Annotated in this window: 14 protein-coding genes; 2 read left to right on the top strand and 12 right to left on the bottom strand. The window is 74.1% G+C overall.

The window, feature by feature from the left end; translation table 11 throughout:
• Positions 1 to 318, bottom strand: a 318-nt coding sequence (locus ICW40_RS16585; protein WP_221655119.1) for a hypothetical protein, incomplete at its 3' end; no start/stop codon positions are given.
• A 187-nt stretch (positions 319 to 505) separates the two neighbouring features.
• On the opposite strand from ICW40_RS16585, the gene ICW40_RS16580 reads away from it, so the two are divergent.
• Together ICW40_RS16580 and ICW40_RS16575 are read left to right on the top strand one after the other, a co-directional pair.
• Complete coding sequence (locus ICW40_RS16580) at positions 506 to 1,348, top strand: helix-turn-helix transcriptional regulator (protein ID WP_221655118.1); 843 nt, start codon at positions 506 to 508, stop codon at positions 1,346 to 1,348.
• 69 nt (positions 1,349 to 1,417) lie between these two features.
• The gene (locus tag ICW40_RS16575) at positions 1,418 to 2,182 is read left to right on the top strand and encodes an alpha/beta fold hydrolase (RefSeq protein ID WP_221655117.1); all 765 of its coding nucleotides are present in this window, start codon (positions 1,418 to 1,420) and stop codon (positions 2,180 to 2,182) included.
• Positions 2,183 to 2,270: 88 nt separating this feature from the next.
• Here the strand turns inward: ICW40_RS16575 and ICW40_RS16570 are convergent, their stop codons facing one another.
• The 11 genes from ICW40_RS16570 to ICW40_RS16525 form a co-directional block, all read right to left on the bottom strand.
• Positions 2,271 to 3,323: a carbohydrate ABC transporter permease gene (locus tag ICW40_RS16570; protein ID WP_221655116.1), complete on the bottom strand. Its 1,053-nt coding sequence runs from the start codon at positions 3,321 to 3,323 to the stop codon at positions 2,271 to 2,273.
• On the bottom strand, positions 3,320 to 4,294 hold the full coding sequence (locus ICW40_RS16565; protein ID WP_221655115.1) for a carbohydrate ABC transporter permease: 975 nt from the start codon (positions 4,292 to 4,294) through the stop codon (positions 3,320 to 3,322). Before ICW40_RS16565 ends, ICW40_RS16570 begins: the two co-directional genes overlap by 4 nt.
• A 73-nt stretch (positions 4,295 to 4,367) precedes the next feature.
• Positions 4,368 to 5,765, bottom strand: a complete 1,398-nt coding sequence (locus ICW40_RS16560) for an extracellular solute-binding protein (RefSeq protein ID WP_221655114.1) — start codon at positions 5,763 to 5,765, stop codon at positions 4,368 to 4,370.
• Positions 5,766 to 5,849: 84 nt separating this feature from the next.
• Entirely contained in the window at positions 5,850 to 7,508 is a 1,659-nt protein-coding gene (locus ICW40_RS16555) for a glycoside hydrolase family 13 protein (RefSeq protein WP_221655113.1), read from the bottom strand.
• 284 nt (positions 7,509 to 7,792) lie between these two features.
• Positions 7,793 to 8,821, bottom strand: coding sequence for a LacI family DNA-binding transcriptional regulator (locus ICW40_RS16550; RefSeq protein WP_221655112.1), 1,029 nt, complete (start codon positions 8,819 to 8,821; stop codon positions 7,793 to 7,795).
• 100 nt (positions 8,822 to 8,921) lie between these two features.
• Positions 8,922 to 9,431 (bottom strand): DUF6596 domain-containing protein, encoded by a 510-nt coding sequence (locus ICW40_RS21175; protein ID WP_308121872.1) that lies wholly within the window; start codon positions 9,429 to 9,431, stop codon positions 8,922 to 8,924.
• The gene (locus ICW40_RS21170; RefSeq protein WP_308121871.1) at positions 9,428 to 10,195 is read right to left on the bottom strand and encodes a sigma factor-like helix-turn-helix DNA-binding protein; all 768 of its coding nucleotides are present in this window, start codon (positions 10,193 to 10,195) and stop codon (positions 9,428 to 9,430) included. The genes ICW40_RS21175 and ICW40_RS21170 overlap by 4 nt, the downstream gene beginning before the upstream one ends.
• Positions 10,192 to 10,584: a YciI family protein gene (locus ICW40_RS16540; RefSeq protein WP_221655111.1), complete on the bottom strand. Its 393-nt coding sequence runs from the start codon at positions 10,582 to 10,584 to the stop codon at positions 10,192 to 10,194. Before ICW40_RS16540 ends, ICW40_RS21170 begins: the two co-directional genes overlap by 4 nt.
• A gap of 101 nt (positions 10,585 to 10,685) precedes the next feature.
• Positions 10,686 to 11,498, bottom strand: a complete 813-nt coding sequence (locus ICW40_RS16535; protein WP_221655110.1) for a hypothetical protein — start codon at positions 11,496 to 11,498, stop codon at positions 10,686 to 10,688.
• Entirely contained in the window at positions 11,495 to 12,163 is a 669-nt protein-coding gene (locus tag ICW40_RS16530) for a response regulator transcription factor (protein ID WP_221655109.1), read from the bottom strand. The genes ICW40_RS16535 and ICW40_RS16530 overlap by 4 nt, the downstream gene beginning before the upstream one ends.
• Positions 12,151 to 12,819: sensor histidine kinase (locus tag ICW40_RS16525; protein ID WP_260459347.1), on the bottom strand; the 669-nt coding region annotated here is incomplete at its 5' end. The genes ICW40_RS16530 and ICW40_RS16525, both read right to left, overlap by 13 nt.

Here is a 12,819-nt window from a genome sequence, read left to right as displayed (position 1 = left end):
GATCCGGACCGCGGCGCCCGCGACGGCGGCGACGCCCAGCGCGACGACAGCCGGACCCAGGCCGGCGGCGGCATCCGCGGCGACGAAGGCGACGACCGGGGCTGCGGCGACGCCCAGCCCGACCGGGCCGCCGACCCGCTCGAGGGTGCGACGGGCGGCGGCCCGCGCGGGCGACTCCGGTGCGAGGTCGGGCATCCCGAGCGTCCGGCGCGCCGTCGTGCTGGCGCTCTGGTGCCGGCGGCCTGGACCGGGTGACGCGGGTTCGGTGGCGCGGGCGTGCTGGAGCCGTCGGTGGTCGAGGGCCGGGTGCTGGCTCATGGGTCTTCTCCTCATCGGTCGGTCGTGACGTACCGCCAGCCTGAGCGGGTGCGCCGGCCGTAACCAGGGCCCGCCGATCCGCCCCTCCGGCGCCACCGGAGAGGGGGATCAGCAGGCCGTGGCTCCGCGTGCCCGCGCCGAGATAGGAAGGGGCACCGGACGCACGAGCAGGACGGGTGGGCAACGGATGATCGACAGGGCAGGGCTCGCGGAGTTCCTCCGCACCAGGCGGGAGGCGCTGCAGCCCGAGGACGTCGGGCTCCCGCGCGGGCGCCGTCGCCGGACCGCGGGGCTGCGGCGCGAGGAGGTCGCGGCGCTGTGCACCATGTCGACCGACTACTACGCCCGGCTCGAGCGCGAGCGCGGGCCACGGCCGTCGGAGCAGATGCTCGCCGCCATCGCGCAGGGTCTGCACCTCACGCTCGACGAGCGGGACCACCTCTTCCGGCTCGCCGGTCACCAGCCGCCGCCGCGCGGGGCGCTGAGCGAGCACCTCAGCCCAGGCCTGCTGCGCATCCTGGACCGGCTCGGCGACACCGCCGCCGAGGTCGTCACCGAGCTCGGCGAGACGCTGCGCCAGACGCCCTTGGGCGTGGCGCTCACGGGCGACGCGACGGCCTGGACGGGACCGTCACGCAGCATCGGCTACCGCTGGTTCACCGACCCGGCGAGCCGCCGGCTGTACCACCCGGACGACCACGCGCACCTGTCACGCGTGTACGCCTCCAGCCTGCGCAGGGTCGTCACGCTCCGCGGGCCGGGCTCGCGCGCAGCCCGCCTCGCCGACGACGCCCTTGCGCGCAGCGAGGAGCTCCGTGCCCTGTGGGAGGCGCACGAGGTGGGCGTCCGGGTCGACCACGTCAAGCGGTTCGTCCACCCGGAGGTCGGCGACCTCGAGCTGCACTGCCAGACGCTGCTCGACCCCCAGCAGTCGCACCTCCTGCTCGTCTACACCGCCGTGCCGGGCACGGAGAGCCACGAGAAGCTCCAGCTGCTGGCGATGGTGGCCCCGCGCACCGTCGCGACCTGACCCGGGGTCGCCATGGCCGCTTCATCGGCATCGGGAGCGTGGCGCGGCGGGCCGGTACGGTCTCGGGCTGTGACGAGCTTCCGTTCCGACGACGGCCTACGGATCGCCTACCGGACCTGGGGCACGGCCGACGGCACACCCGTCGTCCTGCACCACGGCTTCGGTGCGAGCGCCGAGCAGGACTGGGTGCGGACGGGGCTCGTCGACGCCCTGGTCGCCGCCGGGCGCCGCGTGGTCGCGCTCGACGCGCGCGGCCACGGCGCCTCGGACAAGCCGCACGACCCCGCGCGCTACGGCGAGCCCCGCATGGCCGACGACGTCGTCGCGCTCGTCGAGGCGCTCGGCGCACCCGCCGTGGACCTCGTCGGCTACTCGATGGGCGCCCTGGTCTCCCTGTTCACGGCCGCGCGCGAGCCCCGGGTCCGGCGGCTCGTCGTCGGCGGCATCGGTGCCGCGGCCGTCGAGCTCGGCGGTGTCGACACGCGCGTGCTCGACCCGGAGGCGCTGCGGCACGCGCTGCTGACGGACGACCCGTCGACGATCACCCACCCGGGCGCCGCCGGCTTCCGCGGCCTCGCCGACGAGACGGGCGCCGACCGCACCGCGCTCGCCGCCCAGGCGTCCGCCCGGCACCACGGGACGCTGCCGCTCGCCGAGATCACCGTCCCGACGCTCGTGCTCGCCGGCCGCGACGACCCGCTCGCCGCCCGGCCTGAGGTCCTCGCTGCGGCCCTGCCCGACGCGACGTTGCGGCTCGTCGACGGCGACCACGGGGCCGTGCTGCACGACGCGGGCTTCCACGAGGCGATCGTCACCTTCGTCGGCGCCGGCTGACGCCCAAGGAGTCCGCCGCCGCGGCGGGTCGCAGGGACAGCGCCCTGAGCGCCTCCGGGAGCTCGACCGGCCCGACGACCTCGCGCCCTCAGCCCTTGACCGCTCCGCCGAGGCCCGCGCCCTGGAGGAAGAGCCGCTGGAACACGAGGAACAGCGCCACCGGGATGACGGTCGAGATCGCGAGCGCCGCGAGGAAGACGCCGAGGTCGGTGCTCGCATCGATGGACGGCAGCCGGACGGACAGCGGCTGGATGGTGGGGTCCTTGAGCACGAGCAGCGGCCAGAGGAAGTCCTTCCAGGCCGCGATGACCGCGAACACCGACACGACGCCGAGGATCGGCTTCGACATCGGCAGCACGATCGACCAGAAGAGCCGGTACGGCCCGGCTCCGTCGACCCGGGCGGCCTCGAACACCTCGCGCGGCAGGCTGTCGAAGAACCGCTGCACCAGGACCACGTTGAACGCGCTCGCACCCGCGGGCAGCCAGACGGCCCAGAAGCTGTTGACGAGGGACCGCCCGAGCAGGGGCGGGTCGAGGATCGTCAGGTAGAGCGGCACGAGAAGCACGACTGCCGGGACGAACATCGTGGACAGCACGAGCGCCTGCACGGCCTTGCCATACGCCGGGCGCAGCACCGACAGGGCGTACCCGCCGGTCGCCGCGACGACGATCTGCGCGAGCCACGAGCCGAGCGCGAGCCAGATCGTGTTGAGGAAGTACCGGCTGATCTGGACGTCGTTCCATGCCCGGTCGAGGTTGTCCCACGCGATCCCGTGCGGGAAGACCGCCATCGGCGTGCGCAGGATGTCCTGCGTCGGGGTCACCGCGTACTTCGCGAGCAGGACCACGGGCCCGAGGCCCACGACGACGAGGGTGCCGAGCAGCAGCACGTGCGTCGTCCCCATCCCCCACCGGATCGACGGGCGCGCCCAGTCCGCGCCGGACAGCGCCGCGCGGTCCTCGCTGTCGTCGCGTGCGGCGCGACGTCGGGCACGAGGGCGCGCGCGCTCGGACGCGCCCGCGGGCACCGCTCCGCCGGCAGGCCGGGAGGGTTCGCCGGGCCCGGGGCCTACCCCCGCGGCGGCGGCATCGGCGACGACGACGACCTCGCTCGGGTTGTCGGTGGGCGAGAGGGTCATGTCGTGCTCCAGGACCGGGTGAGCCGGAAGTAGACGAGCGAGAAGACGGCGAGGAAGGCCGCGAGCATGAGCGACAGCGCCGTCGCGGCGCCGTAGTCGCCGCCGAGGCTGTTCTGGAACGCGTAGCGGTAGATGAGCAGCAGCACGGTCACGGTCGCGTTGTTGGGCCCGCCGCCGGTGAAGAGGTAGGGCTCGAGGAAAACCTGCGCGGTGCCGATCACCTGGAGGATCAGGGTGATGAACAGGACGCCGCGCAGCTGCGGGAGCGTGACGTGCCAGATCTTGCGCCACAGGCCTGCGCCGTCGACCTCCGCGGCGTCGTACAGCTCGGGCGGCACGCTCGTCAGCGCCGCGAGGTAGATGATGATCGTGCCGCCCGCGCCGGCCCACGTGGCGGCGAGCACGAGGGACGGCATGGCCCACGACGCGTCCTGGAGCCACGGGAACGGGCCGAGGTCCGCCCAGCCGAGGATCGTGTTGAACACGCCTGTCGGGCTGCCCTTGAAGAAGAACTTCCACAGCAGCACGGCGACGACCGGCGGCACGACGACCGGGAGGTACGCGAGCGCCGAGTACAGGCCCTTGGCGCGCCGCACCTCGCGCATGAGCACTGCCACGACGAGCGGGATCGGGTAGCCGAACAGCAGCGCGAGGAAGGCGAAGTACGCCGTGTTCCGCACGGCCCGCCACAGGATCGGGTCGGCGAGCACCTGGCGGAAGTTGTCGAGGCCGACGAAGGTCGGCTCGGTCACCAGGTTCGTCTCCTGGAAGCTCATGACCACCGCGCGGACGATGGGGAACCACGAGAAGACCCCGAAGATCACGAGCAGCGGCAGCAGAAAGGTGAGGTTGCTCAGCCCGCCACCCCGGACCCACGTCGCGGGGCTGCGGCGACGCGCGCCCGGTGCGGCGTCGCGACGTGCGCCCGGTGCGGCGTCCGGCCGTGGTGGCGGTGCGGTGGTGGCGGTCACGGCGTGTCCTTCGGTGGGGTGGTGGGTACGGCCCGGACGGCGGAGGGGGCGCCGCCGTCCGGACCGGGTCTCGTCAGCCCTGGTCGAGCAGGCTCTGGGCCTGCGCGTCCGCGTCCTCGAGGAGCGAGTCGATGTCGGCGTCCTCGTCGGTGAGGACCGCCTGCACGAGGGGGTCGAGCAGCGCGTAGATCTCCTGCGTCTTCTGCGACGGCTCGCCCGCGAGCGGCAGGGCGAACATGGCGTCCGTGAACGCCGTCATCTGGTCGAGCGGGACGTTGATGTAGTCCTTGATCCACTCCTGGTTCTCCTCGTACTGCTCCTGGGAGAAGAGTGGCAGCACAGGCGTCCCGACCGGCTGGTCGTTGGCGACGAGCGTCTCGGCGTCCGCCACGGCGCGCTCCTCGTCGACGAGCTTGTTCAGGTAGAAGAAGTCGATCCACCTGATCGCGGCGTCCTTGACCTCCTCGCTCACGTTCGCGGGGACACCCGCGAGCGTGCCGCCGGTGAGGGTCGCTGCGTCGGCCGAGTCGCTCAGCGGGATGGGCGCGAGCCCGTACGTCGCCGGGTCGATCGCGTTGGTCTGCACCAGCGAGGTGTAGATGTCGGAGCCGGACGTGTACATGCCGATCTGTCCCGCCGCGAACTCCTGGTTGATGCTGCCCCAGTCGAGGAGGAAGTTGCTCCCCATGGAGCTGTCCTCCCAGCGGAGCGCCCGGAGGAACTCGAGGGTCTCCTTCGTGCCGTCGTTGTCGAGGGTCGCGGTCGCCCCCTGGTCGGGATCGACCTCGACGGTCCGGCCGCCGCGGGAGACCGTCTGGGCGGTGAGCTGCCAGCCGCCCGTGTTGTTCTGAGTCATCGTGGCGTAGCCGGCGACCCCGGGGTTGGCGTCCGCGATCCTCTTCGCGTACTCACGCACCTCCTCCCACGTCGTCGGGGGCTGGTCCGGGTCGAGGCCGGCCGCCTCGAACAGCGCCCGGTTGTAGTGCAGCGCGACGGGGTACGCGTTCTTGGCAGGGATGGCGTACACGTCGCCGTCCTCCCCCGTGCCCGCCTCGAGGATCGTCGGGTTGAACCGGTCGGCGTACGGCAGGGAGTCGAGCTGCTCCTGCATGTTGGCGAGCTGACCGTTCTCGACGAGACCCTGGGCGTCGGTGAACGGGATCTCGAAGACGTCGGGGAGCGTGCCGCCGGCGAGCTGGGCGGCGAACGTCGTCGCCTTCCACTCGTACTCCTCCGGCACGACGTCGATGTCGGTGTTGGCCGCCTCGAACTCCTCGACCTGCGCCTCGAACGCCGCGATCGCCTCCTCGGTGGATCCGGGCAGCAGGGAGACCACCCTGAGGGTGACCTTCCCGTCGCCGTCCGAGCCGCTGTCGCCGTCGTCCGAGCCGTCGGTCGAGCACGCCGCGAGCGTTCCGATCGCGAGCGCCCCCGCGAGGGTCAGGGCGGTCACCTGACGTGTGGACTTCATCGTCACTCCTGTCTCCGGTGGTACGTGGGTGCTGGGTTGCTTGCTACCGGTCCGCTGGGGTGCGGATCGAGGTGTGGCTCGTCCTCACAGGCGCAGCCAGACGGAGGTGTCGGTCGGGAGGCGGCGAGGCGCGTCGGGCACGCCCGGCTCGCTGGCGAGGAGGATCCGCGCGCCGTCGGGCAGCGGCGCGTCCTCGGTGCCGAGGTTCACGACGCAGGCGACGTCGCCTCGGGAGAAGGCCAGCACGTCGTCGCCGAGCACGGCACCGTCGAGGGTGTCGAGCCAGCGGAACGTGTCGCCGTGCAGCGCGCGCTCGGCCCGGCGGGTGGCGAGCACGCGGCGGTAGAGGGAGAGCATCGAGGCGTCGTCGTGCTGCTGCGCCTCGACGGACACCTCGCCCCACCCGGCGGGCTGGGGCAGCCAGGCGGGGGCACCACCGTCGGGACCGAAGCCGAACGTCGTCCCGCCGCGGGTCCACGGGAGCGGCACCCGGCACCCGTCGCGGCCCGGGTCGAGCCCGTTCGAGCGGAAGTGCATCGGGTCCTGGATCGCGTCGTGCGGGAGGTCCTCGACCTCGGGCAGGCCGAGCTCGTCGCCCTGGTACACGTAGAGCGAGCCGGGCAGCGCGGCGGTGAGCAGCGCAGCGGCGCGGGCCCGGCGCCGGCCGCGCTCGAGGTCCGTCGGCGTCCCGAAGCGCTTGCTGAGGAAGGCGAACGAGGTGTCCTCGCGGCCGTAGCGCGTCACCGGTCGGGTGACGTCGTGGTTGGACAGCACCCAGGTCGGCGGCGCCGAGACGGGGGCGTGCGCGTCGAGCGTCGTCTGGACCGACTCGCGGAGCGCCTTCGCGTCCCACGGGCGAGCCATGAAGTCGAAGTTGAACGCCGTGTGCATCTCGTCCGGGCGCAGGTACCGCGCGAAGCGCGCCCGGTCCGCGAGCCACACCTCCCCGATCAGGACGCGCGGCTCCGCGTAGGACTCCGCGACAGAGCGCCAGGCGCGGTAGATGTCGTGGAGCTCGTCACGGTCGACGTGCGGGTGCTCGCCGGGCCCCGGGTCGGCCGGGACGACGTCGGGCAGCGCCGGGTCCTTGACGAGCTGCGCGGCCGAGTCGATGCGGATGCCCGCGGCCCCGCGGTCGAACCAGAACCGCAGGACGTCCTCGTGCTCGCGCCGCACGTCGGTGTGGTTCCAGTTGAGGTCGGGCTGCTCCGGGGAGAACACGTGCAGGTACCACTCGCCGGGCGTGCCGTCGGGGTCGGTCGTGCGGGTCCACGTCGAGCCCTGGAACTCCGAGACCCAGCGCGTGGGGATGCGTGCGCCGTCGTCGCCCTTGCCGGGATGGAACCAGAACCGCGCGCGCTCCGGCGAGCCGGGCCCAGCGGCCAGCGCGGCCCGGAACCACTCGTGCTCCGCCGAGACGTGGTTGGGCACGACGTCGACGATCGTGCGGATGCCGAGGGCCCGCGCCTCCGCGATGAGCTGCTCGGCCTCGAGCAGGGTGCCGAACCGCGGGTCGATGGCGCGGTAGTCCGCGACGTCGTAGCCGCCGTCGGCGAGCGGCGAGACGTACCAGGGGGTGAACCAGATCGCGTCGACGCCGAGGTCGCGCAGGTACGGCAGCCGGCTGCGGACACCCGTGAGGTCACCCGTGCCGTCGCCGTTCCCGTCCGCGAAGCTGCGGACGTAGACCTGGTAGATCACCGCGCTGCGCCACCAGCCGTCCTCGGGGAGGTCGTCGCCCACCGGATCCTCTTCCTCGTGTCGGTTCCGCGCATGGCACGGGTCCTGTGTCCGCCGCCCGTGGGTCTCCCGGGGCCGGGACCGTCGTCGTCCGCCGAGGCGTGACCACGTCGTCGGCACGACCGTAACTACCCGACAGATTTAGCGCAAGAACCTGACACTCTTGTTATCAAGACGCGATGGAGAATCGTCGAGGCGCACGCGTGCAGCCGCATCTACGCACGGCGGGGCGTCGCGTCCGATCCGGTCGAGCGACGGACGCGTTGTGGTCGGCGGGCGGGGATCGCCTACGAGGCGCGCCGAGCCCGTCGCGCGCGGGCGGCCGCGGTCGACCCTCGGACCACGAGCTCCGGCTCGAAGAGCAGCTCGTCGTGCGAGACGGCGGCACCCGCGATCATCCTCGCGAGCAGGTCGACCGCCGCGCGGCCCATCGGCTCGATCGGCTGGCGCACGGTGGTCAGCGCGGGGTCGGTCGAGTTCATGAGGTTCGAGTCGTCGTACCCGACGACGGACACGTCACCCGGGACGTCGAGACCCGCACGCCGCACGGCACGGATCGCGCCGAGCGCGAGCGGGTCGCTCGCGCACACGATCGCCGTCGCGCCGGCCTCCACCAGCCGGTTCGCCGCCGCCTGGCCGCTCTCGAGCGAGTACTGGCTGTGCACCACGAGCGCGTCGTCGAGCGACCGGCCGTCACGTGCGGCGAAGCTCCTCGCGGCGACCAGCTTGCGCTCGGACGGCACGTGGTCGGGCGGCCCCAGCAGCAGGCCCACCCGCTCGTGGCCGAGCGAGTACACGTGCCCGAGGGCCTGGTGCATCGCGACGTGGTCGTCGCACGAGACCCGCGGGAAGTCGAGGTCCTCGATGGACGCATTGATGAGCACGACGGGGAGGCCGAGCTGCTCGAGGCGGTGGAAGTGGGCGTGGTCCGCCTGGCGCTCGGCGTAGAAGCCGCCCGCGAAGATCACGCCGGAGACGTGCTGCCCGAGCAGCAGGTCGATGTACTCGGCCTCCGTCACACCCCCCGCCGTTCGCGTGCACAGCACGGGCGTGAACCCCTGCTGAGCCAGCGCCCCTCCGATGACCTCGGCGAACGCGGGGAAGATGGGGTTGACGAGCTCGGGCAGCACGAGACCGACCAGGCGCCCACGCTCACCGCGCAGCTTGGTCGGGCGCTCGTACCCGAGCACGTCGAGCGCGGTGAGGACCGCGTCGCGCGTCGCCTGCGAGACACCCGGCTTCCCGTTGAGCACACGGCTCACCGTCGCCTCGCTGACCCCGACCTTGGCGGCCACCTCGGCAAGTCGTCTCGACATGCGGGCGACTATACGCCCGCACGCAAGGCGCTTGCGTAGAACGCGGCATCGAAACGCATCCTTGCGTAGACCACGGGCGCCCTCCCCGGCGGCCGCCCCGTCAGTTCTTCGACGCCCGAGCCGCCCACCAGCGGCGCTCGACGTCATTCGTGGCCAGCTCCGCGGCGTGCGCGGCGGTAGCGCGCGCTGCGGCATCGTCGCCGGCGCGCGCGAGCAGGTGGGCCCGCACCGCCGCTCGGCGCGCCGGGGCGGCGTCGGCGGCCACGCCGTCGTCGAGCGCGGCGAGGGCGGCCGACGGCCCGGCGAGCTCGCCGAGCACGACGAGCCTGGCCAGCTCGACCACCGGTCCGGGGTCGACCACGCGCAGCAGGTCGTACAGGCCCAGCAGCTGACGCCAGTCGGTCCGAGCCCACTCGGGTGCCTCGTCGTGCACCGCGGCGATCGCCGCGCGCAGCTGGAACGGTCCGATCGGGTGCCGGGCCAGGGCGTCGGTGATCAGCGCGACGCCCTCGGCGATCAGGTCGGCGCGCCAGAGCGACCGGTCCTGCTCGGCGAGCGGGACCGGCACGCCGTCGGCGGCGGTGCGGGCCGGGGCCCTGGCCTCGGTCAGCAGGATGAGCGCGACCAGCCCATCACCTCACCCCGCCACGGCGCGTGGTCCGGTGTCCGCGCGAGCAGCTCGCGCGCGAGCCGCAGCGCCTCCACGGCGAGCAACGGTCGCGTGATCGCGTCGCCGCCCGTGGGGCTGTGCGCCTCGGTGTGGACGACGCCGAGCACCTCCAGGACGACGGCGACGCGCTGGGGCAGGTCGGCCGCGTCGGGATGCGGGAACTGCTCCGCCCGACCCAGGCTTCGGAGCGTCGCCTTGGCGCGGGAGATGCGCTGCGCGACGGTCGCCTCGGGCACCAGCAGGGCGCGGGCGATCTCCCGGGTCGTGAGGCCGCCCATGACCCGGAGGGTCAGGGCCAGCTGCGCGCTGCGCCGCAGCGCCGGGTGGCAGCACAGCAGGTACAGCGACAGCGTGTCGTCCGCGTCGCCGTCCGCCCCGTCGTCCGGCGGCCGCCCGGGCGGCGCGGCTTCGAGGAGCGCGGCGCGCCGCTCGCGCTCCCGACGGGCAGCGCCGGCCCGGACCGCGTCCGACCAGCGGCGCAGGGCCACGGTGGTCAGCCACCCGGCCGGCTCGGCCGGGATCCCGTCCCGTGGCCACTGCGTCGCCGCGGCGACCAGCGCCTCCTGCAGGGCGTCCTCGGCGTCGGCGAAGTCGCCGATCCGCCGGACCAGGTTCGCGAGGGCGCGCGGCGACGCCGAGCGGACGGCCGCGACGAGCAGTCCGTGCGGCCGTCCGCCCGGCTTGGACCGGGCCGGCTCCGTCACGCCTCCCGGCTCGCGCCGGTGTCGGCGAAGTCGGCCTCGGTCCACACGCGCGCGATCCGCACGCCGCCGTCCACCGCGGCCTCCGGGAACCGCGCGGCGATCTCCGCGGCGCGCGACTCGTCGGCCACGTCGACCAGGTAGTAGCCGCTGACCACCTCGGTGAGCTCGGGCAGCGGCGCGTCCGTGAGCACCGGGCCGTCCGGCCCGCGCCGGACGAGTCGCTGCTCGGCGGTGTCCAGAGCCTTCGAGTCGACGAGCTCACCCGAGGTCTCCAGCTCGGACACGACGTCCCAGTAGGTCTGGTACGCCGCCTGACGCTCGGCGTCCGACATCCGGGCGAACAGCTCGCCGACCGCGGGGTTGGCGTGGATCAGGACGAGGTACTTCATCGGGGTCCTCCGGTCCGGGTCGACGGGCGCGACCCTGCCACTCTGTCGGAGCAGGCCGGCGATTTTCGACAGTCGCAGCCGATGTCGCGGTTCCTGACCCGCTACTCCACGTAGGACACGTCGCCGTTGCCCGAGCGGATGTAGACCGAGCGCGACGCGCCCGGGTCCGTCGGCGCGTCGACCGTCGAGCGGCCCTTCGCGCTCGCGATGTCCAGCGCCACCGGCCCCCCGCTCGAGCGCACGACGACCCGCCCGTTGCTCGTCGTCGCGCGCACGTCCCCGAGCACGCCGCCGACGTCCAGGTCGCCGGCACCCCCGTCGACGACGGCGTCGCCGTGCACGTCGCGGACGGTCACCGCGCCGACCGACGTCGTCACCTCGGCCGAGCCGCCCACGCGGCTGACCTCGACGTCGCCCGCCCCCGTCGCCGCGGTGACGCTCCCGCCGACCTCCGTGACCGTGACGGCACCGGTGTTCGTGCTCACCGTCACGTCGCCGACGACGTCGGCGACCGACACGTCGCCCGCGGCGGAGCGGACGGTCACGCGCGCCCCCTCCGGGACCCGCACCTCGAGGGACGCGGTGCACGTATCGTCGAGGACGCCCGTGCACTCGTGGTGGATCTCCAGGCGGCCCTCACCCTCGTCCACCTCGTCCACTGCGTACGTCGCGGCGGTCAGCCCGGTGCGGGCGCGAGCCACCACCTCGACCGCCGTGCCGCCGGTGGTGACGGTGACGTCGCCGTCGGTGACGAGCTCCACGGACCCGGCCGCGGCGTACGAGTGCGTCGTCGTGGTGTCGTTCCGGGCCAGGTGGTCCGCCGTCCGGAGGCCGCCCGCCACGAGCGCCACGGCGCCGAGCACGCCGCCGGTCCAGCGCAGCGCCGTCGCGCCAGGGCCGGGCCGGGCGCTCATGCCCGGCCTCCCCGGGCGGGCGCGTGCTCGAGCCAGCGGAGCACGGCCAGGACCCGGCGGTGGTCGTCGCCGTCGGGCGCGAGGTCGAGCTTCGTGAGGATCGAGGTGACGTGCTTCTCGACGGCGCCGAGGCCGACGACGAGCCGCTCCGCGATGGCGGCGTTCGAGCGGCCCTCGGCCATGAGGCCGAGCACGTCCCGCTCGCGGCCCGTAAGGCCCGCGAGGCCGTGGTTGCGGGTGCGCGCCACGAGCTGGGCGACCACCTCGGGGTCGATGACGGTGCCTCCGGACGCCACCCGGTCGAGCGCAAGGAGGAACTCGTCGACGTCGGCCACGCGGTCCTTGAGCACGTAGCCCAGGCCGCGCACGTCGCCGGCGAACAGCTCGGACGCGTACCGCTGCTCGACGTACTGGGACAGGACGAGCACCGGCAGCCTCGGGTGCAGGCTGCGCAGGTGCACGACCGCGCGCAGCCCCTCGTCGGTGTGCGACGGCGGCATCCGGACGTCGGTCACGACCAGCCCGGGGAGGTCGGTCGTGCGGCTCAGCGCCGCGACGAGCTCGTCGGCGGTCCGGTGCCCGGTGACCTGGTGCCCCTCGGCGGCGAGGAGCCGGGTCAGCCCGTCGAGCAGGAGGACGGAGTCCTCGGCGATCACGACGCGCACGGCACCTCCACGGTCACCCTGGTCCCCGCGCCGGGCGGGCTGTCGAGACGGAACGTCCCGTCGAGCGCCTCGACGCGGGCGCGCAGACCCTCGAGCCCGCTGCCCGGCAGGGCCCGCGCCCCGCCGCGCCCGTCGTCGCTGACCGTGAGCCGCAGCCGGTCACCGACGAGCTCGGCCCGCACCCGTGCCTGCTGGGCGCCGGAGTGCCGCGCCACGTTGGTGAGGGCCTCGGCGGTCACGAAGTAGGCGGCGGCCTCCGCCGCGGGGCCGGCGCCGGCGAGCGCGTCGGGCGCGGGGACGTCGAGCGCGACGGAGACCGGGCACCGCGCCGCGAGGGCCGAGAGCGCGGCGTCGAGGCCGCGGTCCGTCAGCACGGCCGGGTGGATGCCACGCACCAGGTCACGGAGCTCCGCGAGCGTCTCCTTGACCTCGCGGTGCGCGTGGTCGAGCGCGGCGGCTGCCGCGACAGGGTCCGTCGCGGCCGTGCGACGCGCGACACCGAGCTCGACCCCCAGCGCGACGAGCCGCTGCTGGGCGCCGTCGTGCAGGTCGCGCTCGATCCGGCGCCGGTCGTCGGCCGCGGCGCCGACCGCGAGCGCGCGCGTCTCCGTGAGGTGCTCGGCCCGCACCTCAGCCACGGACGCGCGGCGCTGGGC

It is taken from the genome of Actinotalea ferrariae, assembly GCF_019733465.1.
GTDB lineage: Bacteria > Actinomycetota > Actinomycetes > Actinomycetales > Cellulomonadaceae > Actinotalea > Actinotalea ferrariae_A.
This window is presented reverse-complemented; position numbering and strand designations above follow the sequence as displayed.

What these genes read in the sequence shown, in the direction of transcription:
- ICW40_RS16550 (WP_221655112.1), bottom strand. Translation starts at nt 8,821, where the DNA reads ATGTCGAGACGACTTGCCGAGGTGGCCGCCAAGGTCGGGGTCAGCGAG.
- ICW40_RS16535 (WP_221655110.1), bottom strand. Translation starts at nt 11,498, where the DNA reads ATGAGCGCCCGGCCCGGCCCTGGCGCGACGGCGCTGCGCTGGACCGGC.
- ICW40_RS16580 (WP_221655118.1), top strand. Translation starts at nt 506, where the DNA reads ATGATCGACAGGGCAGGGCTCGCGGAGTTCCTCCGCACCAGGCGGGAG.
- ICW40_RS16560 (WP_221655114.1), bottom strand. Translation starts at nt 5,765, where the DNA reads ATGAAGTCCACACGTCAGGTGACCGCCCTGACCCTCGCGGGGGCGCTC.
- ICW40_RS16540 (WP_221655111.1), bottom strand. Translation starts at nt 10,584, where the DNA reads ATGAAGTACCTCGTCCTGATCCACGCCAACCCCGCGGTCGGCGAGCTG.
- ICW40_RS16570 (WP_221655116.1), bottom strand. Translation starts at nt 3,323, where the DNA reads ATGACCCTCTCGCCCACCGACAACCCGAGCGAGGTCGTCGTCGTCGCC.